Source organism: Alloalcanivorax marinus (assembly GCF_016906305.1).
Classification (GTDB): domain Bacteria; phylum Pseudomonadota; class Gammaproteobacteria; order Pseudomonadales; family Alcanivoracaceae; genus Alloalcanivorax; species Alloalcanivorax marinus.
This window is the reverse complement of record NZ_JADDOL010000010.1, coordinates 1-20,658: the sequence shown is the minus strand read 5'-3', so window position 1 is coordinate 20,658 and position 20,658 is coordinate 1. Positions and strand designations below refer to the sequence as shown.

Genomic DNA, 20,658 nt, shown 5'->3' with positions numbered 1-20,658 from the left:
GGTTTACGGTGCCGGGCGACCGTCGCAGAACGCCACCGCGGCGCGGGTGCGCTCCAGCATTTGCGCGCGGCGTTCCTGGTCGATCACTTCCATTTCGCCGCTGTCCGGGTTCTTGACCCGCACCACCGGCTTGTTCTGCAGGGTCTCCAGATTGCGGCGATACTGCTCGCACTCTTCCTGGCGGGCCTGGTCGGGCTGCTCCGCCGCGCGCTGCTGACGGGCCTGTTGTTGCCGGGCCGCCTCGTCGGCGCGGGCCGCCGCTTCGCGCTGTTCACGCAGGCGTTCCAGGGCTTCGGGCTGGTCGGAGCTGGCTGAGCGGTGGGTGCGCACCTCCTCGGCGGAGGTGCCCCGCGGCGGTTGGGTGTCGTAGTGGGTGACGCCGTTTTCGTCCACCCATTTGTAGTATTTGGCCCCCAGGGCCGGCGCGGCCAGCACCACCAGGACGGCGGCGAGCAATGCACGGACGGTGTTCATGGTGAATCGGTCCCCTCGAAAACCCCTTCGGATGCCCGGAGAAGCATGCCCCCGGGTCCCGTTATTGTGCAACCGAAGCGCCCCGCGGGGGTTTGAAAACGGCCGCATTTCTGACAATATTAAGCCCTTTCCGGAGATCGGAACCCGCAGACGCTTACCGGCGCCTGTGTGGCCGGGACCCGGGGCGTCGTTACCGCGGCGTCCTAACGCAGCATCTACTGCACGCTTGTCCCGCCAGTGGAATCTCTCGAGGTTCGGGCGCGGCCAGGCGCTCCCCTCCGAGCTTCCCGACCTGTGTCCGCCGTCGGCCACCTCCACGCGGACCCGGAACGCCCAAGTACGGCGTTCTCCCCGCAGGTTATGGGGTACCTGACGTACCCAGGCAACACTCCCGTTCCGCCGTCCGCCGGCGGAGTGAATGCTATTTGTGATTCGAGGTAACCAACGTGGAAATGTTATCCGGCGCGGAAATGGTGGTCCGCGCTCTGCAGGACGAGGGGGTGGAGTACATCTTCGGCTATCCCGGAGGGGCTGTACTGCACATTTACGACGCGCTGTTCCAGCAGGACACGGTCAATCATATTCTGGTGCGCCATGAGCAGGCGGCCACCCACGCCGCCGACGGCTACGCCCGGTCCACCGGCAAGCCCGGCGTGGTGCTGGTGACCTCCGGTCCCGGCGCGACCAATGCCATTACCGGCATCGCCACCGCCTTCATGGATTCCATCCCGATGGTGGTGTTGTCCGGCCAGGTCCGTTCCGACTGGATCGGCGACGACGCCTTCCAGGAAACCGACATGGTGGGCCTGTCCCGGCCGATCGTGAAGCACAGCTTCATGGTGCGCGACCCGCGTCAGATTCCGGAGATGATCAAAAAGGCGTTCTATATCGCCAACACCGGCCGGCCCGGCCCGGTACTGGTGGACATTCCCAAGGACCACACGGCGCCGCACAACACCTTCCCCTATGAGTATCCGAAGAAGGTGAAGATGCGTTCCTACGCGCCGGTGACCCGCGGGCATTCCGGTCAGATCCGCAAGGCCGTGGACGAGCTGCTCAAGGCCAAGCGCCCGGTGCTCTACGCCGGTGGCGGCGTGGTGCAGGGCGAAGCCAGCCAGGCGCTCACCGCCCTGGCGCGCAAGCTCAACTTCCCGGTGACCAATACGCTGATGGGGCTGGGCGCCTACCCGGGCTCCGATGAGCAGTTCCTGGGCATGCTGGGCATGCACGGCACCTACGAAGCCAACATGGCGATGCACAACGCGGACGTGATTCTGGTCGCCGGTGCCCGCCTGGACGACCGCGTCACCAACGACGCTCGGAAATTCTGCCCCGGCGCCAAGATCATCCATATCGACATCGACCCGGCCAGCATCTCCAAGAACGTGGCCGCGCACATTCCCATCGTCGGTCCGGTCAAACAGGTCCTGGAAGAGATGCTGACCATGCTCGACGAGCAGGGCGAGGTGGGCACCGATACCAAGAGCCTGGAGCGCTGGTGGCAGGAAATCGCCGGCTGGCGGAAAGTGCACGGCCTGCGTTACGAAACCAATGAGCAGGGCCCGATGAAGCCTCAGCAGGTGGTGCAGGCGCTCTACAAGGCCACCAAGGGGGAGGCCTATGTCACCTCCGACGTGGGCCAGCATCAGATGTTCGCCGCCCAGCACTATCTCTACGATCGCCCGCGCCAGTGGATCAACTCCGGCGGCCTGGGGACCATGGGCTTCGGCCTGCCGGCGGCCATGGGCGTGCAGTTCGCCCACCCGGACGCGGTGGTGGCCTGTGTCACCGGTGAAGGCTCCATCCAGATGAACATTCAGGAGCTGTCCACCTGTCTGCAGTACGGTCTGCCGATCAAGATCATCAACATCAACAACCAGGCCCTGGGCATGGTCCGTCAGTGGCAGGACATGCAGTACGGCGGCCGTCACAGCCAGTCCTACATGGAATCGCTGCCGGACTTCGTCAAGCTGGCCGAGTCCTACGGTCACGTGGGCATGCTGGTGGAGAAGTTGGAGGATCTGGACGGCGCCATGGAGGAAGCCTTCGCGCTGAAGGACCGCCTGGTGTTCATGGACATCTATGTGGATCCCACCGAGCACGTGTACCCGATGCATATCGCCGACGGGTCCATGCGTGACATGTGGCTGAGCAAGACGGAGCGGACCTGATGCGACGTATCATTTCGATTCTGATGGAAAACGAGCCCGGCGCCCTGTCCCGGGTGGTGGGTCTGTTCTCCCAGCGCGGCTACAACATCGAGACCCTGACGGTGGCGCCCACCGAGGACGAGACCCTGTCGCGCCTGACCATGACCACCACCGGCGACGAGAAGAAGATCGAGCAGATCACCAAGCACCTCAACAAGCTGATCGAGGTGGTGAAACTGGTGGATCTCACCGAAGGCGCCCACATCGAGCGTGAAATCATGCTCATGAAGGTGAAAGCCACCGGCGCCCAGCGCGCCGAGGTGAAACGCACGGTGGACATCTTCCGTGGCCAGATCGTGGACGTCACGGCCACCGTCTACACGGTGCAGCTCACCGGTACCACGGACAAGCTGGAGGCGTTCATCGCCGCCATCGGCGAGACCCAGGTGCTGGAAGTGGTGCGCTCCGGGGTGTCCGGTATTTCCCGTGGCGAGAAGGTGCTCAGTCTCTGAGCCCTTTCCGGCGTACCCCGCCCGGTCCGCCGGGCGTGCCAGCCTTCGACGAACCCTGCCCCGTGCGGGGTTCGTCGTATCTGGCTACAATGCATCCTCCCGCGCGGGGGGAGACAAAAGGATTCAGTCAGTGGGCGTAAAACAGATTCTCTGCGTGTTCGGCACCCGACCGGAAGCGATCAAGATGGCGCCGGTGGTGAAGGCGCTGGCGGCGGACGACCGCTTTGAAAGCCGGGTCTGCGTCACCGCCCAGCATCGCGAGATGCTGGACCAGGTGCTGTCCCTGTTCCACATCCGGCCGGACCATGATCTGGACATCATGGCGCCGGGCCAGGACCTGCATCAGATCACCTCCCGCATCCTGCTCGGTCTGGGCCCGGTGCTGCGCGCCGAGCAACCGGACATGGTGCTGGTGCACGGCGACACCACCACCACCCTGGCCGCCACCCTGGCGGCGTTCTACGAGAAGATCCCGGTGGGCCATGTGGAAGCGGGGCTGCGCACCGGCAACCTGCTGTCCCCTTGGCCGGAAGAGGCCAACCGCAAACTCACCGGCGTGCTGGCCCGGGCTCACTTCGCCCCCACCCACACCGCCCGTGACGCGCTGCTGGCCGAGGGCGTGGCGCCGGCGTCCATTCTGACCACCGGCAATACCGTCATCGACGCGCTGCTGTGGGTGAAGGCGCGCCTGGACCAGGACGAAGCGCTCCGCGCGGAACTGGGCGAGCGACTGCCGTTCGGGCTGGCGCGACCGATGGTGCTGATCACCGGCCACCGGCGGGAAAGCTTCGGCGGCGGTTTCGAACGCATCTGCCGGGCGGTGGCGCGGCTGGCGGACGCCCATCCCGGCACCGATTTCGTTTACCCGGTGCACCTGAACCCCAATGTGCAGGAGCCGGTGAAGCGCTTGCTGGGCCGGCGCGACAACGTGCATCTGATCGCGCCCCAGGACTACCTGCCGTTCGTCTGGCTGATGAGCAACGCCCGGGTCATCCTCACCGACTCCGGCGGCATCCAGGAAGAGGCCCCATCCCTGGGCAAACCGGTGCTGGTGATGCGCGACACCACCGAGCGGCCGGACGCCCTGGACGCCGGCACCGTGAAGCTGGTGGGCACCGACGAGACGGCGATCTTCGATGAGACCGACCGCCTGCTCACCGACGCCGCCGCCTGGCGGGCCATGAGCCTGGCCCATAACCCCTACGGCGATGGCCAGGCCGCCCGCCGCATCGCCGACTTTCTGGCGGACTTATGAACGTCGTCTGTTTATTGCCGGTTACCGGTCACCCGCGATACGCCAAACGTATATCAATGCTGAAAGCCGAGGGCATGCAGGTTACCGCCCTGGCTTTCGAGCGCCCTTATCACAAGGGGCGGCCAGCCGATTGTCCGACAGAGATTATCGGCCGCATTCCCCACGGCCGTTATCTTTACCGCTTGTGGGTATATCTGCGTGCGCGCGCGCTACTAAAGCGACGCCTGCGGGGTGCGGATGCGGTGTACTGTTTCGGTCTCGACACGTTGATGCTGACGCGCTTGGCCCTGATGGGGCGTAGTCTGCCTTGTTTTCTCGAAATCGGTGACGTGAGGGATATCCAGACCGATCCACGCTTGTCGGGAAAGCTCTTTCGCACGCTGGATCGCTGGCTGGTGCGATATGCCCGCGGGGCGGTGTTCACCGCGCCGGATTTCTACGGGATCTACTATCGCCAATGGTTGGGAGAGACTTTTCCCCACCACATCATTGAAAACAAGATCGATTTCACACCCGAATCCGTGCCAGCGGTGCCGTTGTCGCGTGACCTTCTCCGTATCGGTTATTTCGGGTTGCTCCGGTGTGTTTGGTCAGCCCATGCGCTGATGGCAATCGCCGATGGATTGGGTGAGCGGGTCCACATCCGGGTGGCGGGGTACAGCATGTTGCCGGAAGGCGTCCTTAACGAGTTGAAAGCGCGCGGCAATATTGAAGTGGAAGGCTCCTATCAGTCTCCGGCCGACCTGCCTCGGTTGTACGGCTCCGTGGATATGGTTTGGGCATGTTATGCCCCCATCCAGGATGATGATTGGAATCTTCGCTGGGCGCGAACCAATCGGTTTTATGAGGCCTGCGCTTTTGGGCGCCCGCTCATTACCCGGGCTGGTAGTAATGACGGGCAAGCGGTTGCCTCCTTGCGCATCGGTCTCGTTCTTGATTGCGTTAAACCGGATCAAGCGGTGGCCGCGATTGCCGGGCTGGCTCCGGAAGCAATCTCTCAATGGGCGGCCAACAGTCGCGCCCTGCCAATGTCCGTATACGCTTACACGGATGAACAGGCAAAGTTGGCGGGCGACCTGCACGCCGCTCGATTGCCTCAGGAGCCCGATACGCCATGAAGCAGATTCTCCAGGACCTCAACAAGGGCGGCACCCAGGTGACGGAGGCTCCGGCGCCGTCCCTGAAGGCTGGCACCGTGATCAGCGAAACGCGTTGTTCACTGATTTCCGCCGGCACCGAACGCATGCTCGTCGATTTCGGGCGCGCTTCCTACCTGGAAAAGGCTCGCCAGCAGCCCGAGAAAGTCAGAATGGTGCTGGAGAAGGCGGCCACCGATGGCATCGCCGCCACCGTGGAGGCGGTACGCTCCAAGCTTGGCGAACCCCTGCCTTTAGGCTACAGCAACGTGGGACTGGTCACCTCGGTAGGCAGTGGTATCGAAGATATCCGTCCAGGTGACCGTATTGTTTCGAACGGACCGCACGCCGATCTCGTCAGAGTTGGAAGACGACTGTGCGCTCGAATCCCGGATTCGGTGACCGACGAACAGGCCGCCTTCACGGTGGTTGCGAGTATCGGGCTCCAGGGAATGCGTCTGGCCGTCCCAACCCTGGGCGAAATCTTCGTGGTGATCGGGGCCGGCTTGATCGGATTGCTGACCGTACAGCTACTTCGCGCACAAGGTTGTCGGGTTCTGGCGGTGGACCTGGATGATGAGAAGCTGACTCTTGCCCGTCAATTCGGTGCGGAGATTTGCAATCCGACGATCGATGATCCGGTTCGCGCGGGATTGCGCGTTAGCGATGGCCGTGGCGTGGATGGCGTACTGATTACCGCCTCTTCCCGCTCCAGCGACCCTGTTACGCAGGCGGCCCGCATGTGCCGTCAACGGGGGCGCATTGTTCTCGTCGGTGTGACCGGCCTGGAGCTTAATCGGGCTGATTTCTACGAGAAAGAGCTCTCCTTTCAAGTCTCCTGTTCCTATGGCCCCGGGCGCTACGATTCGGATTATGAAGAGAAAGGCCAGGACTATCCCTATGGGCTGGTGCGGTGGACAGAACAGCGGAATTTTGAAGCGGTGCTGGCGATGCTGGCCGAAGGGCGACTGGACGTTTCGCCGCTAATCAGTCACCGGTTCCCTTTTGAACAGGCGGCGGAAGCCTACCGCACGCTCACCGAGGCCCGCTCAGCATTAGGATTGTTGCTGGAATACGACCCGAGCACGGTCGGAGAGCGCGCCGAGACTACTGTTTCATTGAAACCGTCACCGAGTTTTCAGCCAGGTCAACCGGTGGTCGGTTTTATCGGGGCGGGAAATTATGCATCACGGGTTCTGATTCCGGCTTTTCGTGAGGCGGGTGCGCAGTTCTCATCGTTGGTGAATTCCGGCGGTCTCAGTAGTGTGATCCACGGCAAAACGTCTGGTTTCGCCTCCGCTTCTTCCGATATCGAACGATTGCTGCATGATCCCGCGACTAACGTTGTGGTGGTGGCGACACGCCACGACAGTCATGCGGAGCTGGTTACGAGAGCCCTGAGCGCCGGGAAGCACGTCTTTGTCGAAAAGCCCTTGGCTTTGACCATGGAGCAACTGGCCGATATCGAGTCGGTATGGAATGCCGGCCTGGCCGATGGAGAGCCTCGCCAGCTTATGGTGGGCTTCAACCGGCGATTCGCTCCCCATATTCAGACGATGAAGAAGCTCCTGGCCGGGCAAAGTGCGCCCTGTACCCTGATATGTACCGTCAATGCCGGCGAATTGCCCGATGGTCATTGGACGCGTGATCCGCGGATGGGTGGCGGGCGGCTGGTCGGCGAGGGGTGTCATTTTATCGACCTGATGCGGCATCTCGCCGGCGCGCCGATAGACGGGGTAGTCGCACGTGGTGGCGATGGAGACAATGTCGTTCTTACCTTGACGTTTGAGAATGGCTCTATCGGTACGCTGCATTATGTTACCAACGGGCACGCGCGCTATCCGAAAGAGAGGATCGAGGTTTTTTCCAATGGCCGGATTTTGAGCCTTGATAATTTTCGTAAGCTCCGTGCTTTCGGCTGGTCCGGAATCGGCGGCCAGAAGCTGTGGCGACAGGATAAGGGCCAAAAAGCCTGTGCATCCGCATTTATGCGGGCGGTGCAGCAGGGAGGAGAGGCACCTGTTCCTGTTCAGGAATTGTTTGAGGTGTCGCGTGTGACATTGGAAGCTGCGCAGCAAGTTCAGCTTGGATAAAGTGAGGATTTGACTTCGATGATATTCAATACGGTGTGTGTGGTGGGGCTCGGATACATTGGCTTGCCGACCGCGGCCGTCTTCGCCGGTCGTCGCGTCAATGTAGTCGGTGTGGATGTGAACCGGAAGGCGGTGGAGACCATCAACCGCGGAGAAATTCATATCGTCGAACCAGAGCTGGATATCGCCGTACATGCGGCTGTCAAGGAAGGTTACCTCCGTGCCACGACAGAGCCAGAACAGGCGGACGCGTTTCTGATCGCCGTACCCACGCCGTTTAAACGCCAAGCCGATCCGGACGCGGTGCCTGACCCTGATCTGAGTTACATTCAAGCTGCGGCGGAGTCGGTGGCACCGGTTCTGAAACGCGGTGATCTTGTGATTCTCGAGTCCACCTCTCCGGTTGGCGCGACGGAGCAATTGGCGGAATGGCTGGCCGGGGCGAGACCGGATCTTAGCTTTCCGCAGAATGCCGGAGAAGCCGCGGACATCCGGGTGGCGCATTGTCCGGAAAGGGTTCTTCCCGGACGCATCATGCATGAGTTGATTGAGAATGATCGTATCATCGGAGGTATGACGCCGGCCTGTGCGCGTGCGGCACGGGATTTGTATCAACATTTTGTTCGCGGTGAATGCCTTTTGACGACCGCCCGCACGGCGGAAATGGCCAAGCTCACAGAGAATGCCTTCAGGGATGTGAACATCGCTTTCGCGAATGAGCTATCGATCATCGCCGAACGGCTCGATATCAACGTCTGGGAATTGATAAAGCTCGCTAATCGCCACCCCCGAGTGAATATTCTGCAACCCGGCCCAGGAGTGGGGGGGCACTGTATCGCGGTCGATCCGTGGTTCATCGTCAGTCAGACTCCTGATCAGGCGCGTTTGATCCGGGCGGCTCGCAACGTCAATAGCGGCAAGCCGGACTGGGTGGTGGAAAAAATTAAAGTGGCCGTGGCGGGGGCATTACAATGCCGGCCCGATGCTCGTGCCGCCGATCTGTCAATTGCGTTTTTCGGGTTGGCTTTCAAACCGGATATCGATGATCTGCGCGAGAGCCCGGCTCTGGATATCGTCGAAAAAGTCGCTTGCGACCATCCCGGGAAGGTGCTCGCGGTCGAGCCCAACATCAAAGCGTTGCCGGACACTTTGAGTGGTATGAGAGCACAGTTGGTCAATATTGAGGCCGCGCTCGCTGATGCGGACATCCTGGTGGCGTTGGTGGCGCATCGTTCTTTCGTCGCCATTGATCGTGCCGCTCTTGAAGGGCGTACGGTAATTGATACCTGCGGCCTTTGGTCCAGCCCCTCTGCATAATCGCCGTTTGAATGGTGTTTCGACGATGAGTCGTCTCGGCCCCGCACTGATTCGTACATTTGTCGCTCGTGGCGCGGCGGTGCTGGGCTCATTGTTGCTCATGGCGCTGGTTGGAAGATGGTACGGGCCTGCTGGTGTTGGCGTGTTGGCTCTCGCGCAGAGTCTGCTGCTCGGTCTTGCCACGCTGGCCCGATACGGGCTAGGCGGGGCGCTGATGAGATATGCGGGACGTGATCCTGGTGACCCGCATCTTCGCCGCTATTTGCGCTGGGCTCTACAGACCGCATCGATTGCCAGTGTTGTTGCGGCGCTGAGCCTGGTTTTACTGCGAACACCACTCACCTTCTTTTTCGATGCTCCTGGTCTGGACCAGGTCCTTCCAGGGATCGCCTTGGCACTGCCCCCTTTTACACTTGCTTTCGTGCTGGCGGGACTGTTTAAAGGGCTGCACAGACCGGCGCTGGCCTCTTTGTTGGAAAACGGAGGCATTGCGCTTGCAACGGTAGTGGTGCTGTGGAGTTTGCAAGCATGGTGGCCACGCCAAGGTTTAACGGCCCTTGGCGGCGCCTACGCACTGGCCGCTTGGGGGTTACTGATGTTGGCGTTCTGGCCTCTAATGGTCTGGGTGCGGGGCGGGGCGGAGAGAAAGGCCGGGCCGGCCGCCCTGACGCCACGTGCTTTCTTCGCTACCGGTCAGGCGTTCTTTTTCACCAACCTGGCGATGCTAATGCAGTCGGTCCTCGGTGTGCTATTGGCAGGTTGGTTGCTCGCCAGTGCAGAGTTGGGATTGTTCCGGGCCGCCCAGCAACTGGGAACCGCCGTCAGCTTTGTTCTGGTCGCGCTTAATGCGGTTTTCCCCCCTCGTTTCGCGGCGCTGTATCATCGCGGCGACTTGACGGGACTTGGTCGTCTGGCCCGACAAGGGGCGCTGTTCGGCACATTACTGGCGGCGCCTCTGTTGGTTGTGCTAATGCTCGTTCCCGAATGGGTCCTGACATGGCTTGGCGAGGGGTTTGCCGGCGCCGCGTCGCTGTTGCGACTTATCGCCCTGGCGCAGTTGGTGAACGTCCTTTGTGGCTCGGTGGGCTTCGTTCTTAATATGTCGGGACATGAAAAGCTTATGCGTAACATCAGCTTGATCTGTGCCACCTTGAGCCTGACACTGTTCCTCGTACTGATTCCTGGTTTTGGCGCCTTTGGCGCCGCTCTCGCCTTGGCCATCACTCTGGTGGCCCAGAATCTATTGGCGGTCTGGTACGTCTGGCGACGCCTGGGAGTCTGGACCTTGCCGCTACCCAATCCGTTACCCGCCCTCGGCGTCAAGCCGGGGGGTTGCTGAATCCAATGATGGGAGGCCACCTTGGCCAGCACCAATCACGCGACTATTTTGTACATCGTTGCCCATGGTCATTCGGGCACAACCTTGCTGGATACTCTGGTCGGCAACATGGAGGGAGCAATCTCCACGGGCGAAATCGAGCGAATTGCCCGCTGGGCTTCCTCCGACGACGCGGAACAGATTTGCACCTGTGGCGCGGACATCAACGAATGCTCGTTGTGGGGCCCGGTGTGTGATCGTTTGAGAACCAGAGAAGGACGTGAGGGCGAAAGTCGGCGCTCTTTCTGGGCCGATTACAAAACGCATTTGGGAAATCTCGGCCAGAGGTTTTATGCAGGCTTTTTGCTGCCGCTACTGTTGTTGCTGGGATCCTCGCGTCTGTTCCGAGTCGCGCGGTTCAACTCCCATGTCGCTGACGCCTGGCTGGCAACCCTGCGTAGCTGGCGTGTTTTTCTGGCGCTGGAAGAGCAGACCGGCTCCAGGGTGATTGTGGATTCGTCGAAATCACCGTTGCGAATGAAAGCGCTCTATATGACTCAGTCAGCGATGGGAGAAGGGCAATCCCTTCGTGTGGTTCACCTGGTCCGTGACGGTCGCGCCATCGTGGCGTCCTATCAACGCCGCATACCCCGGTCTGTCGCTCACTACGCGCGTGAATGGCGTCGCCGCCTGTTTTACAGGCTCGGGATGTTGTTGACGATCAAATCTGAACACACACTGACTTTGCGATACGAAGATCTGGCCACCGAACCCGTCGCGACGCTGAGGCGTCTTTGTGAATTCGTCGGCTTGCCAGAACAATGCGCTGACCAGGCGATGGAAAGCAAGGATGGAAAACACAACATCAGCGGTAACCCCGCGCGCCTGGATCGTGAGGGCATCACCCGGATCAGATTCGACGAGCGCTGGAGGGAACAACTCAGTAGTGCGGATCTGGCTGAGTTTGATCGTTACGCCGGTTGGTTGAACCAAAGGATGGGGTATCGGTGAGCCCTCCGGCACTGCTTTTGCGTACCGCCTGGCGCCTTGGGCCCGTCAATATCGCCCGGGTACTGCTGTACCGGCTCAGCCTGCGCGTCGGGCTGAACCGGGCGGTGCGGCGGCCGCCGGCGGCGGTGTCCGGGCCGTTTTTCCGGGTGCCGGAGCGGTTGCGTCCGGAGCGCACGCCGCGGGAGGGCTGGTATGCGTGGCCGGAGGCGTTTGGTCTGCGGGTGGCGCCCTGGGAGGGAGCCATGGCCGCGCCGCCGGATTGGTCGCGCAGCCTGATCAGCGGCCAGGCGGTGCCGGATCCGCGCCGGCCCTGGTGGCGGATCGGTGATTTCGACGCGGGCGTGGGCGACATCAAGGGTGTCTGGGAAGCGTCCCGCTACGACTGGGTGCTGGCCGCCGCCCAGCAGGCGCTGGCGGCGCCGGACCAGGAACGGCGCGAGGAAGCCCTGGCGCGACTCAACCACTGGCTGACGGACGCGGCCCGGGCCAATCCGCCCTGGCTGGGGCCCAACTGGAAGTGCGGCCAGGAGGCGTCGATCCGGGTGCTGCATCTGGCCATGGCGGCGCTGCTGCTGGGGCAGGTGGAGACACCGGAGCCGGGCCTGGCGGCGCTGATCTCGGCGCACCTGACCCGCATCGCGCCCACGCTTCATTACGCCCTGGCCCAGGACAACAATCACGGCACCTCCGAGGCCGCCGCCCTGTTCGTGGGCGGCAGCTGGCTGGCGGACCTGGGGCTGCCGGGCGGCGCCGCCTGGGAGCGGCGCGGGCGGCGCTGGCTGGAAAACCGGGCGGCGCGCCTGATCGGTGAGGACGGCAGTTTCAGCCAGCACTCGGTGACCTACCATCGCGTGTTGCTGGATACCCTGAGCATGGCCGAGCGCTGGCGCCGGGCGCTGGGGCGCCGGCCGTTTTCCGACCGCTTTCTGCGGCGCGCCCGGGCCGCCACCGCCTGGCTCGGCAATCTGACCGACCCGCTCAACGGCGATGCGCCCAATCTGGGCGCCAACGACGGCGCCCGTTTCCTGCCGCTCACCGACAGCGACTACCGGGATTTTCGCCCGTCCGTGCAACTGGCCACCGCGCTGTTCGCCGACGCCCGTGCCTACACCGATTGCCCGGCGGCGGACGAGGTGCTGGCCTGGCTGGATCTGCCGCTACCGGCCCGCCACCAGCCGTGGGGCCGCAGCGCCCGCTACGCGGACGGCGGCTATCTGGTGGCGCGCACCGGCGGGGTGCTGGCGCTGCTCCGCTATCCCCGTTTCCGTTTCCGGCCGGCGCAGAGCGATCTGCTCCATTTGGACCTGTGGTTGCACGGCAAGAACCTGCTGCGTGACGCCGGCACCTATAGCTATAACCCGCCGGCGGATGACGGGCCGGACTGGAACCGGTATTTTCCCGGCGTCGCCGCGCACAATACCGTGCAGTTCGACGACCGCGACCAGATGCCGCGCCTGGGCCGTTTTCTGTTTGGCGCCTGGCCAAGCGCGGAAGCGGTGGCGGGGCCGGACGACGCCGGGTCCGGCTGCGTGACCATGGCCGCCGGCTATCGGGACTGGCGGGGGGCGGAGCACCACCGCCAGGTACGGGTGGCGCCGAACCGCCTGACCGTGCAGGACCGGGTGGCCGGCTTCCGCGCGCGGGCGGTGCTGCGCTGGCGCCTGCCCCCGGGCGAGTGGCGCTGGCAGGATGATGAGACCCTGGTGTGCGGTCCGCGAACCCTGACGGTCAGCGCCACCGTGCCGATCCGGGAGCGGCGCCTGGTGGAAGGCTGGGAGTCCCGTTATTACAGTCGCAAAAGCCCGCTGCCGGTGCTGGAAATCGAAATCGGCGAGGCGGGCACCTTGACCACGGAGTGGGCGTTTCCGGAATGAAGGTTCTGTATTTTCACCAGCATTTTTCCACCCCCAGCGGGTCCGCCGGCACCCGGTCCTACGAGATGGCCCGGCGGCTGATCGACGCCGGCCATCAGGTGACCATGGTGTGCGGCTCCTACCACGGCGGGCAAACCGGCCTGGACGGGCCGTTCCGGCGGGGGCGCCGGGAAGGCACGGTGGATGGCATCCAGGTGCTGGAGTTCGATCTGGCCTATGCCAACGCCGACAGCTTCCTGAAGCGGGCCGGGCTGTTTCTCCTGTTCGCGCTGCGCAGCGTGGCGGTGGCGCTGACCCGCCGTTACGACGTGGTGTTCGCCACCAGCACGCCGCTGACCGCGGGCCTGCCGGGCATCGTGGCGCGCTGGCTGCGCGGCAAGACGTTCGTGTTCGAGGTGCGTGATCTGTGGCCGGAGCTGCCCAAGGCCATGGGGGTGATCCGCAATCCCCTGGTGCTGACGCTGATGAGCGGGCTGGAGTGGACCTCCTACCATTCCGCCCAGCGGCTGGTGGCGCTGTCGCCGGGCATGGCGGAAGGCATCCGCCGGCGCGGCATCGCCGACGAGCGCATCGCCATGATTCCCAATGGCTGTGACTTCCGCATTTTCGGCAACGCCGGCTCGCCCTGGCGACCGGAGGGCGTGGGCGAAGCGGACCTGATGGCGATTTTCACCGGCACCCATGGTCTGGCCAACGGGCTGGACGCGGTGCTGGACGCCGCCGCCGAACTGCGCCGCCGGGGCCGCCACGACATCAAGCTGGTGCTGGTAGGGCAGGGCATGCGCAAGCCGGCCCTGCTGGAGCGGGCGCGCCGGGAAAAGCTGGATGCCGCCCAGGGCGGCGCCATGGTGTTCCATGACCCGGTGGGCAAGGCGGATCTGGCCGGGCTGATGGCCGCCGCCGATCTGGGCATGCAGATTCTCGCCAATGTGCCGGCCTTCTACTACGGCACCTCGCCGAACAAGTTTTTTGACTATATTTCCGCCGGCCTGCCGGTGCTGAACAACTACCCGGGCTGGTTGGCGTCCATGATCGAGGCCAGCGGTTGCGGGTTCGCGGTGCCGCCGGACGACCCGGCGGCCTTCGCCGACGCTCTGGAAGCCGCCGCCGACGACCGCGCCGCCCTGGCCGCCCGCGGCGAGGCGGCCCTGGCATTGGCGCGGCGTCGCTTTGACCGGGACGCCCTGGGCCGTGACTTCGTGGGCTGGCTGGTGGAAGGCCGGGCGCCGGCGCGGCCGGCGGAGGAGAGCGGCCATGATTAAACGTTCGCTGGATGTGGTGGTCGCCGGCGGCGCCCTGCTGGTGCTGTCGCCGGTGCTGCTGGCGCTGGCCGCGCTGGTGCGGGTCAAGCTGGGGGCGCCGGTGCTGTTTCGCCAGACCCGCCCCGGGCTGCACGGCAAGCCCTTCCAGATGATGAAGTTCCGCACCATGACCGACGCTCGCGACGGCAACGGGGAGTTGCTGCCGGACGCGGAACGGCTGGTGCCGTTCGGCCGCTTTCTGCGTGACAGCAGCCTGGACGAACTGCCGGAACTGATCAACGTGCTGCGTGGCGACATGAGCCTGGTGGGCCCGCGTCCGCTGCTGATGAGCTATCTGCCGCTGTACAACGCCCACCAGCGCCGCCGCCATGAGGTGCGCCCCGGGGTCACCGGCTGGGCCCAGGTGAACGGCCGCAACAACATCTCCTGGCAGGAAAAATTCGATCTCGACGTGTGGTACGTGGACCATCGCAGCCTGTGGCTGGACCTGCGTATCCTGGCGCGCACCGTGGGCGCCGTCCTCAAACGGGACGGCGTCGCCAAGGACGGGCACGCCACCACCGATTATTTTCAGGGGAACGATGAACCATGACCCATGACGCTTCCAGAATCCGGGTACTGTTCATGGGCCGCAAGCCGGTGGCCGCCGAGGCGCTGCGCTGGCTGCTGGCCCGCGACGACGTTCAGGTGGTGGGGGTGATCACCGACAGTCATCTGTCCGTGTCGCCCACCAGCGACGTGGCCCGCGCCGCCGGCGTGCCGATTCTCGACCGGGACAACATGGAGGCGAAGGTGGCCGCCGGCGATCTACAAGTGGACCTGGGCCTGTCCATGCTCTACTGGCAGAAGATCCGCCGGCCGCTGCTGGAGCGCTGCGCGCGGGGCGTGGTGAATTTCCACCCGGCGCCGCTGCCGGAGTACAAGGGCACCGCCGGCTATAACCTGGCGATTCTCGAGGACCGGCCCGAGTGGGCGGTGACCGCCCACTATGTGGACGAGGACATTGATACCGGCGCGATCATCGAGGTGCGCACCTTCCCGGTGGACCGGGACCACGAAACCGCGCGCAGCCTGGAAGCCAAGTCCCAGCCGCAGCTGCTGGCGGGCTTCCAGGCGGTCACCGAGCGCCTGCTGGCGGACTCGTCGCCGTTGCCCACCACCCCCAACCACGGCGGTCGCTATGTGAGCCGGGCGGAGATGGAAGCGATGAAAGAGGTGCGCGACGGCGACGACGTGGAGCGCAAGATCCGCGCCTTCTGGTTCCCGCCCTACGACGGCGCCTACCGGATGGTCAACGGGGTCAAATGCACCCTGGTCAGCCGCGCCATCCTGCAGTCCCTGGCGGACCCGTCCAGCAGCAATCTGTTCACCGATCCGTCCTGAGCCGCCGGTTCAGCGCAGCTGCGACCAGAACGCCTGGATCACCGGATCGGTAAGGCGCTTCTCGCGCGTGAACAGCCCCACTTCATAATCCGCCAGGGCGGGCGTCACCTGCAGGGCACGGGTGCGCTCCGCCAGCGGGCTGCGTTCGAGCACGATGCGCGGCGCCACGCCCACCCCGAAGCCCAGACTCACCATGCTGACGATGGCCTCGTTGCCGCTCACCTGGGCGTAAATGCGGGGCGCCACCCCCAGGACACGGAACCACTGATCCAGGCGCTGCCGGGACAGGCCCTGTTCCGACAGAATCATGGGTACGTCGCGCCAGGCCTCCGGCCGCGCCGCGCCGGACAGCGAGGCGGCCAGCTCCGGCTGATCGCTGGGCGCGATGAACAGCAGCGGCGAGCGCAGAATCGGGCGGAACGCCATGCCGCGGGGCAGGGCGCCGTCCGGGCGGGCGCCGATGGCGATGTCCTCGCGGCCGGTGAGCACCCGGTCCTGGGCGTGGGCCGGGTCGCCGGTGTGCAGCTTGATTTCGATGCCCGGGTAGTCGGTGCGGAAGCGGCTGAGGATGTCGTAGAGAAAGCTGTAGCTGGCGGTCACCGAGCAATACAGGCTGAGCTCTCCGTGCAGCACCCGGCCGGCCTCCTGCATGGAGTGTCGCAGGCTGTCCCACTGGGCCAGGGCTTCCCGCGCGTAGTCCTGGAAGCGGCGCCCCTCGCGGGTCAGGCGCACGCTGCGGTTATCGCGCAGAAACAGGGCCACGCCCAGCTCGTCCTCCAACTGGCGGATGGTGCGGCTCACCGCCGATGGACTCATGTGGCAGCGGTCGCCGGCGCGGCCGAAGTGCAGGGTCTCGGCCAGGGCGAGAAACAGGCGAAGGGGGCGGGTGTCCATGGGGCGTTCCGAAATCCGGCATGCTGTGTTGCGAATATATCATTTTACGCAACGCCGGGCATGGCCTAAGGTGTGGGCCCTTGGTAATCACCAGAATTCATTCACCAGCATTCGGGGCAACACCATGCAAGTCTACTACGATAAGGATTGTGACCTTTCCCTCATCCAGGGCAAGAAAGTGGCCATCATCGGCTACGGTTCCCAGGGCCACGCCCACGCCAACAACCTGAAGGAATCCGGTGTCGACGTCGTGGTGGCACTGCGTGAAGGCTCTTCCTCCGCGGCCAAGGCGGAAGGCGCCGGCCTCACCGTGAAGAGCGTGCCGGAAGCGGTAAAAGCCGCCGACGTGGTAATGGTGCTGGCCCCGGACGAGAACCAGTCCGCCATCTACCAGAACGAGATCGAGCCGAACCTGAAGCAGGGCGCCACCCTGGCCTTCGCCCACGGCTTCTGCATCCACTACAACCAGATCGTGCCGCGCAAGGACCTGGACGTGATCATGGTGGCGCCCAAGGCACCCGGCCACACCGTGCGCACGGAGTTCACCCGTGGTGGTGGTATTCCTGATCTGATCGCGATCTTCCAGGACGCCTCCGGTCAGGCCAAGGACCTGGCGCTGTCCTACGCCTGCGGCATCGGCGGCGGCCGTACCGGCATCATCGAAACCACCTTCAAGGACGAGACCGAAACCGACCTGTTCGGCGAACAGGCGGTTCTGTGTGGCGGCACCGTGGAGCTGGTGAAAGCCGGTTTCGAGACCCTGGTGGAAGCCGGCTACGCGCCGGAAATGGCCTACTTCGAGTGTCTGCACGAGCTCAAGCTGATCGTCGACCTGATGTACGAAGGCGGCATCGCCAACATGAACTACTCGATCTCCAACAACGCCGAGTTCGGTGAATACACCACCGGCAAGGAGATCATCAACGAGCAGTCCCGCGAAGCCATGCGCAACGCGCTCAAGCGCATTCAGAGCGGCGAATACGCGAAGATGTTCATCAGCGAAGGCGGCCTCAACTACCCGAGCATGACCGCCCGCCGTCGTCAGAACGCCGAGCACCCCATCGAGCAGGTGGGCGAGCGTCTGCGTAACATGATGCCCTGGATCCAGGCCAATCAGATCGTCGACAAGTCCAAGAACTGAAGCGCGCCGCCCCTTGGCGGCCTCAAGCTTTGCAAAAACGCGCCCCCGGGCGCGTTTTTTGCGTCCGGTGCCTGGGGTAGACTAGCGGCAACGCCCATAACCGTGAGCAACCATGGCCGAGCATCAAGACCGTCCCCAGGACCGTTCCCCCGAGACCGGTGACCGCGCGCCCGACGCCTTCGAGGTGGTGGAAGCCGAACGCACCGGCGCCCGCCACAAGGGGGTGTACCTGCTGCCCAACCTGTTCACCACCGGCGCCCTGTTCGCCGGCTTCTACGCCATCGTCGCGGCCATGAACGGCCTGTTCGAGGCGGCCGCGGTGGGCATTATCGTGGCCGGTATTCTCGATGGTCTGGATGGTGGCGTGGCGCGCCTCACCAACACCCAGAGCAAGTTCGGCGCGGAGTACGACTCGCTGTCGGACTGCGTGGCCTTCGGCGTGGCGCCGGGGTTGGTGGCCTACTCCTGGGGCCTGTCCGAGCTGGGCAAGTTCGGCTGGATGGCCGCCTTCATCTACCTGGCCTGTGCCGCCCTGCGGCTGGCCCGTTTCAATGTGCAGGCGGAGAGCACCGACAAGCGCTTCTTTATCGGGCTGCCCAGCCCCACCGGCGCTGGCCTGGTGGCCACCCTGGTGTGGCTGGGCGCCAGCCGTGGCGTTGACGGAAACGACATCTCCTGGCTGGTAGCCTTCACGGTAGCCGGCGCCGGTCTGCTGATGGTGTCCTCGGTGCGCTACCACTCGTTCAAGGAGTTTCATATTGGGCGGGTGCCCTTCAAGGTGCTGCTGGGCGTGATCGTGGCATTCGCCATCGTATTCCTGGACCCGCCGCTGGTGCTGCTGACCGTGGCCGTGGTCTATGTGGTCACCGGTCTGCTGCTGAATCTCTGGCGGCTGCGCAAGAAGTCCGTGTAACAAAAGCGCGGTTCGCCTCTCTAACGGATTCGCCGCTCCCGCCGAGTGGCCGAACAGGAGATCGAACCGTGCTGATTCGAAAACGCCACCGAAATGACCCGAAAAGCTCCGAAATCACCCCGGAATCCGTTTATCTCAAGCGCCGTGAGCTGATGATTCTGGGCGGGCTGGCCGGCCTGTTCGCCGCCACCCCGGCCTGGGCGCGCACCGTGGACCCGGCCGCCGAGGACGGCTCGCGCCCGGCCTGGTTGCGCCAGCAGGTGTCCGGCGCCAAAGCCGGTGAGCCGCGCACCGACGAGAAGCTCACTCCCTTCGACGACGTCACCCACTACAACAACTTCTACGAGTTCGGCACCGGCAAGGACGACCCGGCGGCCCACGCCGGTGGCCTGAAAACCCACCCCTGGCAGGTCACCGTGGCCGGCGCCGCCGAGCGCACCGGCACCTTCGACCTGGAAGATCTGCTCAAGGGGCTGCCGGTGGAAGAGCGTATCTACCGGCTGCGCTGCGTGGAGGCCTGGTCCATGGTGATTCCCTGGGTGGGGATCCCGATGGCGTCGCTGCTCAAGAAACTGCAGCCCACCAGCAAGGCCCGCTACGTGGCCTTCACCACCCTGGCCGATCCCAAGCAGATGCCCGGCGTGGACTCGCCGTTCACCGGCATCGATTTTCCCTACCGGGAAGGCCTGCGCCTGGACGAGGCCATGCATCCGCTGACCCTGATGGCCATCGGCCTGTACGGGCGCACGTTGCCCAACCAGAACGGCGCGCCGATGCGGCTGGTGGTGCCCTGGAAGTACGGCTTCAAGTCGATCAAATCGATCGTGCGCATCGAATTCACCGAGAAGCGCCCGGAGACCACCTGGAATCTGCTGGCGCCGAGGGAATACGGTTTCTACGCCAACGTGAACCCGGAAGTGGATCACCCGCGCTGGTCCCAGTCCCGGGAGCGGCGCCTGCCCAACTCCCTGTTCAATCCGAACTGGCAACCCACCGAGCTGTTCAATGGCTACGATCAGGTGGCCGGCCTGTACAAGGGCATGGACCTGAGAAAGAACTACTGATGGCGGCGGGTAAGGGCAGGAGCCCGAAGGCCTGGACCTGGATCGCCTGGCCCCTGGGGGCGCTGCCCCTGGCCTGGGTGCTGTGGCAGGGCCTCACCGGCGCCAGCGGCCCGGATCCGGTGGCGGCGCTGGTCAATGCCCTGGGCTGGTGGGCTCTGGTGCTGTTGCTGGTGTGCCTGACCATGCGCCCGGCGGCGCGCTTGCTCAATGTTCCCGCCCTGGTGATCTGGCGACGCACCTTCGGATTGTGGATGTTTATCTACGCCAGTCTGCACTTCCTGGCCTGGGCCACGCTGATTCTGGGCTGGGATCCGGGGCGGCTGGCCACCGAACTGAGCAAGCGCCCCTATATCATCGTCGGCGCCGCTGCCTGGCTGGCGCTGTGGCCGCTGGCGCTGACCAGCACCCGCAAGGCGCGCCGCAGGATGGGGCAGCGGTGGGTGAAATTGCACAGGCTGATCTTTCTGGCCCTGCCGTTGGCGCTGGTTCATCAGTTCTGGGTGCAGAAATCCGGTTTCGGTGAATCACTGGCGTTTCTGGCGGTGGCGCTGGTGCTGGTGGCCTACCGGCTGCGCGGACGGTTTTTGCCTGGAAAATGAGCGGTTTGGGCCTGGAAAGATGCTTTTTTCATCGTCATGATCAAGTTCTGACCATTTGATGAATCCGTGATGAAAAAAGTGTTGACGGCTCTCCGCAAATCCCTAGAATGCGCTCCCACAACGACGGCGGACGCAGCCAAGCAGCAGCGGCCGGGTCGGGAAGCCAAGCGCTTCCAAACGTTCTTTAACAATCAGGCAAGCAAACGCGTGGGACCTGTTCGGAGTTGGATGTCTCAATAGACATCGGCTTTGAACAAGTCAA

18 protein-coding genes are annotated in these 20,658 nt (G+C 64.1%); 16 read left to right on the top strand and 2 right to left on the bottom strand.

The window, feature by feature from the left end; translation table 11 throughout:
- Nucleotides 1-3: 3 nt before the first annotated feature.
- Nucleotides 4-474 carry a DUF4124 domain-containing protein gene (locus tag IM760_RS10180; protein ID WP_204428892.1) on the bottom strand — a complete coding sequence of 157 codons (471 nt, stop codon included), beginning with the start codon at nucleotides 472-474 and terminating at the stop codon, nucleotides 4-6.
- Between the two features lie 446 nt (nucleotides 475-920).
- Between IM760_RS10180 and IM760_RS10175 the strand changes: the two genes are divergently transcribed.
- From IM760_RS10175 to IM760_RS10120, 12 genes are all read left to right on the top strand, one after another.
- Entirely contained in the window at nucleotides 921-2,645 is a 1,725-nt protein-coding gene (locus tag IM760_RS10175) for an acetolactate synthase 3 large subunit (RefSeq protein ID WP_204428891.1), read from the top strand.
- The gene (gene ilvN / locus IM760_RS10170; protein WP_138770860.1) at nucleotides 2,645-3,136 is read left to right on the top strand and encodes an acetolactate synthase small subunit; all 492 of its coding nucleotides are present in this window, start codon (nucleotides 2,645-2,647) and stop codon (nucleotides 3,134-3,136) included. The genes IM760_RS10175 and ilvN overlap by 1 nt, the downstream gene beginning before the upstream one ends.
- 184 nt (nucleotides 3,137-3,320) lie before the next feature.
- Complete coding sequence (gene wecB, locus IM760_RS10165; protein ID WP_204429072.1) at nucleotides 3,321-4,391, top strand: non-hydrolyzing UDP-N-acetylglucosamine 2-epimerase; 1,071 nt, start codon at nucleotides 3,321-3,323, stop codon at nucleotides 4,389-4,391.
- 56 nt (nucleotides 4,392-4,447) lie between these two features.
- Nucleotides 4,448-5,509, top strand: coding sequence for a glycosyltransferase (locus IM760_RS10160; RefSeq protein WP_204428890.1), 1,062 nt, complete (start codon nucleotides 4,448-4,450; stop codon nucleotides 5,507-5,509).
- Complete coding sequence (locus IM760_RS10155) at nucleotides 5,506-7,620, top strand: bi-domain-containing oxidoreductase (protein WP_204428888.1); 2,115 nt, start codon at nucleotides 5,506-5,508, stop codon at nucleotides 7,618-7,620. Before IM760_RS10160 ends, IM760_RS10155 begins: the two co-directional genes overlap by 4 nt.
- 18 nt (nucleotides 7,621-7,638) lie before the next feature.
- Nucleotides 7,639-8,937: a UDP-N-acetyl-D-mannosamine dehydrogenase gene (wecC, locus tag IM760_RS10150; protein WP_204428886.1), complete on the top strand. Its 1,299-nt coding sequence runs from the start codon at nucleotides 7,639-7,641 to the stop codon at nucleotides 8,935-8,937.
- Nucleotides 8,938-8,962: 25 nt separating this feature from the next.
- Nucleotides 8,963-10,276, top strand: a complete 1,314-nt coding sequence (locus tag IM760_RS10145) for a lipopolysaccharide biosynthesis protein (RefSeq protein ID WP_204428884.1) — start codon at nucleotides 8,963-8,965, stop codon at nucleotides 10,274-10,276.
- A 21-nt stretch (nucleotides 10,277-10,297) separates the two neighbouring features.
- Nucleotides 10,298-11,266: a sulfotransferase family protein gene (locus tag IM760_RS10140; protein ID WP_204428877.1), complete on the top strand. Its 969-nt coding sequence runs from the start codon at nucleotides 10,298-10,300 to the stop codon at nucleotides 11,264-11,266.
- Nucleotides 11,263-13,140, top strand: a complete 1,878-nt coding sequence (locus IM760_RS10135) for a heparinase II/III domain-containing protein (RefSeq protein ID WP_204428875.1) — start codon at nucleotides 11,263-11,265, stop codon at nucleotides 13,138-13,140. The genes IM760_RS10140 and IM760_RS10135 overlap by 4 nt, the downstream gene beginning before the upstream one ends.
- Complete coding sequence (locus tag IM760_RS10130) at nucleotides 13,137-14,402, top strand: glycosyltransferase family 4 protein (protein WP_204428873.1); 1,266 nt, start codon at nucleotides 13,137-13,139, stop codon at nucleotides 14,400-14,402. The genes IM760_RS10135 and IM760_RS10130 overlap by 4 nt, the downstream gene beginning before the upstream one ends.
- Nucleotides 14,395-14,994, top strand: a complete 600-nt coding sequence (locus IM760_RS10125; protein ID WP_204428871.1) for a sugar transferase — start codon at nucleotides 14,395-14,397, stop codon at nucleotides 14,992-14,994. Before IM760_RS10130 ends, IM760_RS10125 begins: the two co-directional genes overlap by 8 nt.
- Nucleotides 14,991-15,785 (top strand): formyl transferase, encoded by a 795-nt coding sequence (locus tag IM760_RS10120; protein WP_204428869.1) that lies wholly within the window; start codon nucleotides 14,991-14,993, stop codon nucleotides 15,783-15,785. The genes IM760_RS10125 and IM760_RS10120 overlap by 4 nt, the downstream gene beginning before the upstream one ends.
- 9 nt (nucleotides 15,786-15,794) lie before the next feature.
- Here the strand turns inward: IM760_RS10120 and ilvY are convergent, their stop codons facing one another.
- Nucleotides 15,795-16,679: an HTH-type transcriptional activator IlvY gene (ilvY, locus tag IM760_RS10115; RefSeq protein ID WP_204428867.1), complete on the bottom strand. Its 885-nt coding sequence runs from the start codon at nucleotides 16,677-16,679 to the stop codon at nucleotides 15,795-15,797.
- Between the two features lie 124 nt (nucleotides 16,680-16,803).
- Between ilvY and ilvC the strand changes: the two genes are divergently transcribed.
- The 4 genes from ilvC to IM760_RS10095 all read left to right on the top strand — a co-directional run bounded on the left by ilvC (nucleotide 16,804) and on the right by IM760_RS10095 (nucleotide 20,396).
- Complete coding sequence (gene ilvC, locus IM760_RS10110; protein ID WP_138770868.1) at nucleotides 16,804-17,820, top strand: ketol-acid reductoisomerase; 1,017 nt, start codon at nucleotides 16,804-16,806, stop codon at nucleotides 17,818-17,820.
- A gap of 112 nt (nucleotides 17,821-17,932) precedes the next feature.
- Nucleotides 17,933-18,733: a CDP-diacylglycerol--serine O-phosphatidyltransferase gene (gene pssA / locus IM760_RS10105; RefSeq protein ID WP_204428865.1), complete on the top strand. Its 801-nt coding sequence runs from the start codon at nucleotides 17,933-17,935 to the stop codon at nucleotides 18,731-18,733.
- A gap of 68 nt (nucleotides 18,734-18,801) precedes the next feature.
- A complete protein-coding gene (gene msrP, locus IM760_RS10100; protein ID WP_204428863.1) occupies nucleotides 18,802-19,797 on the top strand; it encodes a protein-methionine-sulfoxide reductase catalytic subunit MsrP in 996 nt (331 codons plus the stop codon).
- Nucleotides 19,797-20,396 (top strand): protein-methionine-sulfoxide reductase heme-binding subunit MsrQ, encoded by a 600-nt coding sequence (locus IM760_RS10095; protein ID WP_204428861.1) that lies wholly within the window; start codon nucleotides 19,797-19,799, stop codon nucleotides 20,394-20,396. Before msrP ends, IM760_RS10095 begins: the two co-directional genes overlap by 1 nt.
- Nucleotides 20,397-20,658 lie beyond the last annotated feature (262 nt).

Excerpts from the sequence above, each read along its gene's own strand:
- IM760_RS10180 (WP_204428892.1), bottom strand. The coding sequence starts at position 474 with ATGAACACCGTCCGTGCATTGCTCGCCGCCGTCCTGGTGGTGCTGGCC.
- ilvN (WP_138770860.1), top strand. The coding sequence starts at position 2,645 with ATGCGACGTATCATTTCGATTCTGATGGAAAACGAGCCCGGCGCCCTG.
- wecB (WP_204429072.1), top strand. The coding sequence starts at position 3,321 with ATGGCGCCGGTGGTGAAGGCGCTGGCGGCGGACGACCGCTTTGAAAGC.
- IM760_RS10160 (WP_204428890.1), top strand. The coding sequence starts at position 4,448 with ATGCTGAAAGCCGAGGGCATGCAGGTTACCGCCCTGGCTTTCGAGCGC.
- IM760_RS10155 (WP_204428888.1), top strand. The coding sequence starts at position 5,506 with ATGAAGCAGATTCTCCAGGACCTCAACAAGGGCGGCACCCAGGTGACG.
- wecC (WP_204428886.1), top strand. The coding sequence starts at position 7,639 with ATGATATTCAATACGGTGTGTGTGGTGGGGCTCGGATACATTGGCTTG.
- IM760_RS10145 (WP_204428884.1), top strand. The coding sequence starts at position 8,963 with ATGAGTCGTCTCGGCCCCGCACTGATTCGTACATTTGTCGCTCGTGGC.
- IM760_RS10130 (WP_204428873.1), top strand. The coding sequence starts at position 13,137 with ATGAAGGTTCTGTATTTTCACCAGCATTTTTCCACCCCCAGCGGGTCC.
- IM760_RS10125 (WP_204428871.1), top strand. The coding sequence starts at position 14,395 with ATGATTAAACGTTCGCTGGATGTGGTGGTCGCCGGCGGCGCCCTGCTG.
- IM760_RS10120 (WP_204428869.1), top strand. The coding sequence starts at position 14,991 with ATGACCCATGACGCTTCCAGAATCCGGGTACTGTTCATGGGCCGCAAG.
- ilvY (WP_204428867.1), bottom strand. The coding sequence starts at position 16,679 with ATGGACACCCGCCCCCTTCGCCTGTTTCTCGCCCTGGCCGAGACCCTG.
- ilvC (WP_138770868.1), top strand. The coding sequence starts at position 16,804 with ATGCAAGTCTACTACGATAAGGATTGTGACCTTTCCCTCATCCAGGGC.
- pssA (WP_204428865.1), top strand. The coding sequence starts at position 17,933 with ATGGCCGAGCATCAAGACCGTCCCCAGGACCGTTCCCCCGAGACCGGT.
- IM760_RS10095 (WP_204428861.1), top strand. The coding sequence starts at position 19,797 with ATGGCGGCGGGTAAGGGCAGGAGCCCGAAGGCCTGGACCTGGATCGCC.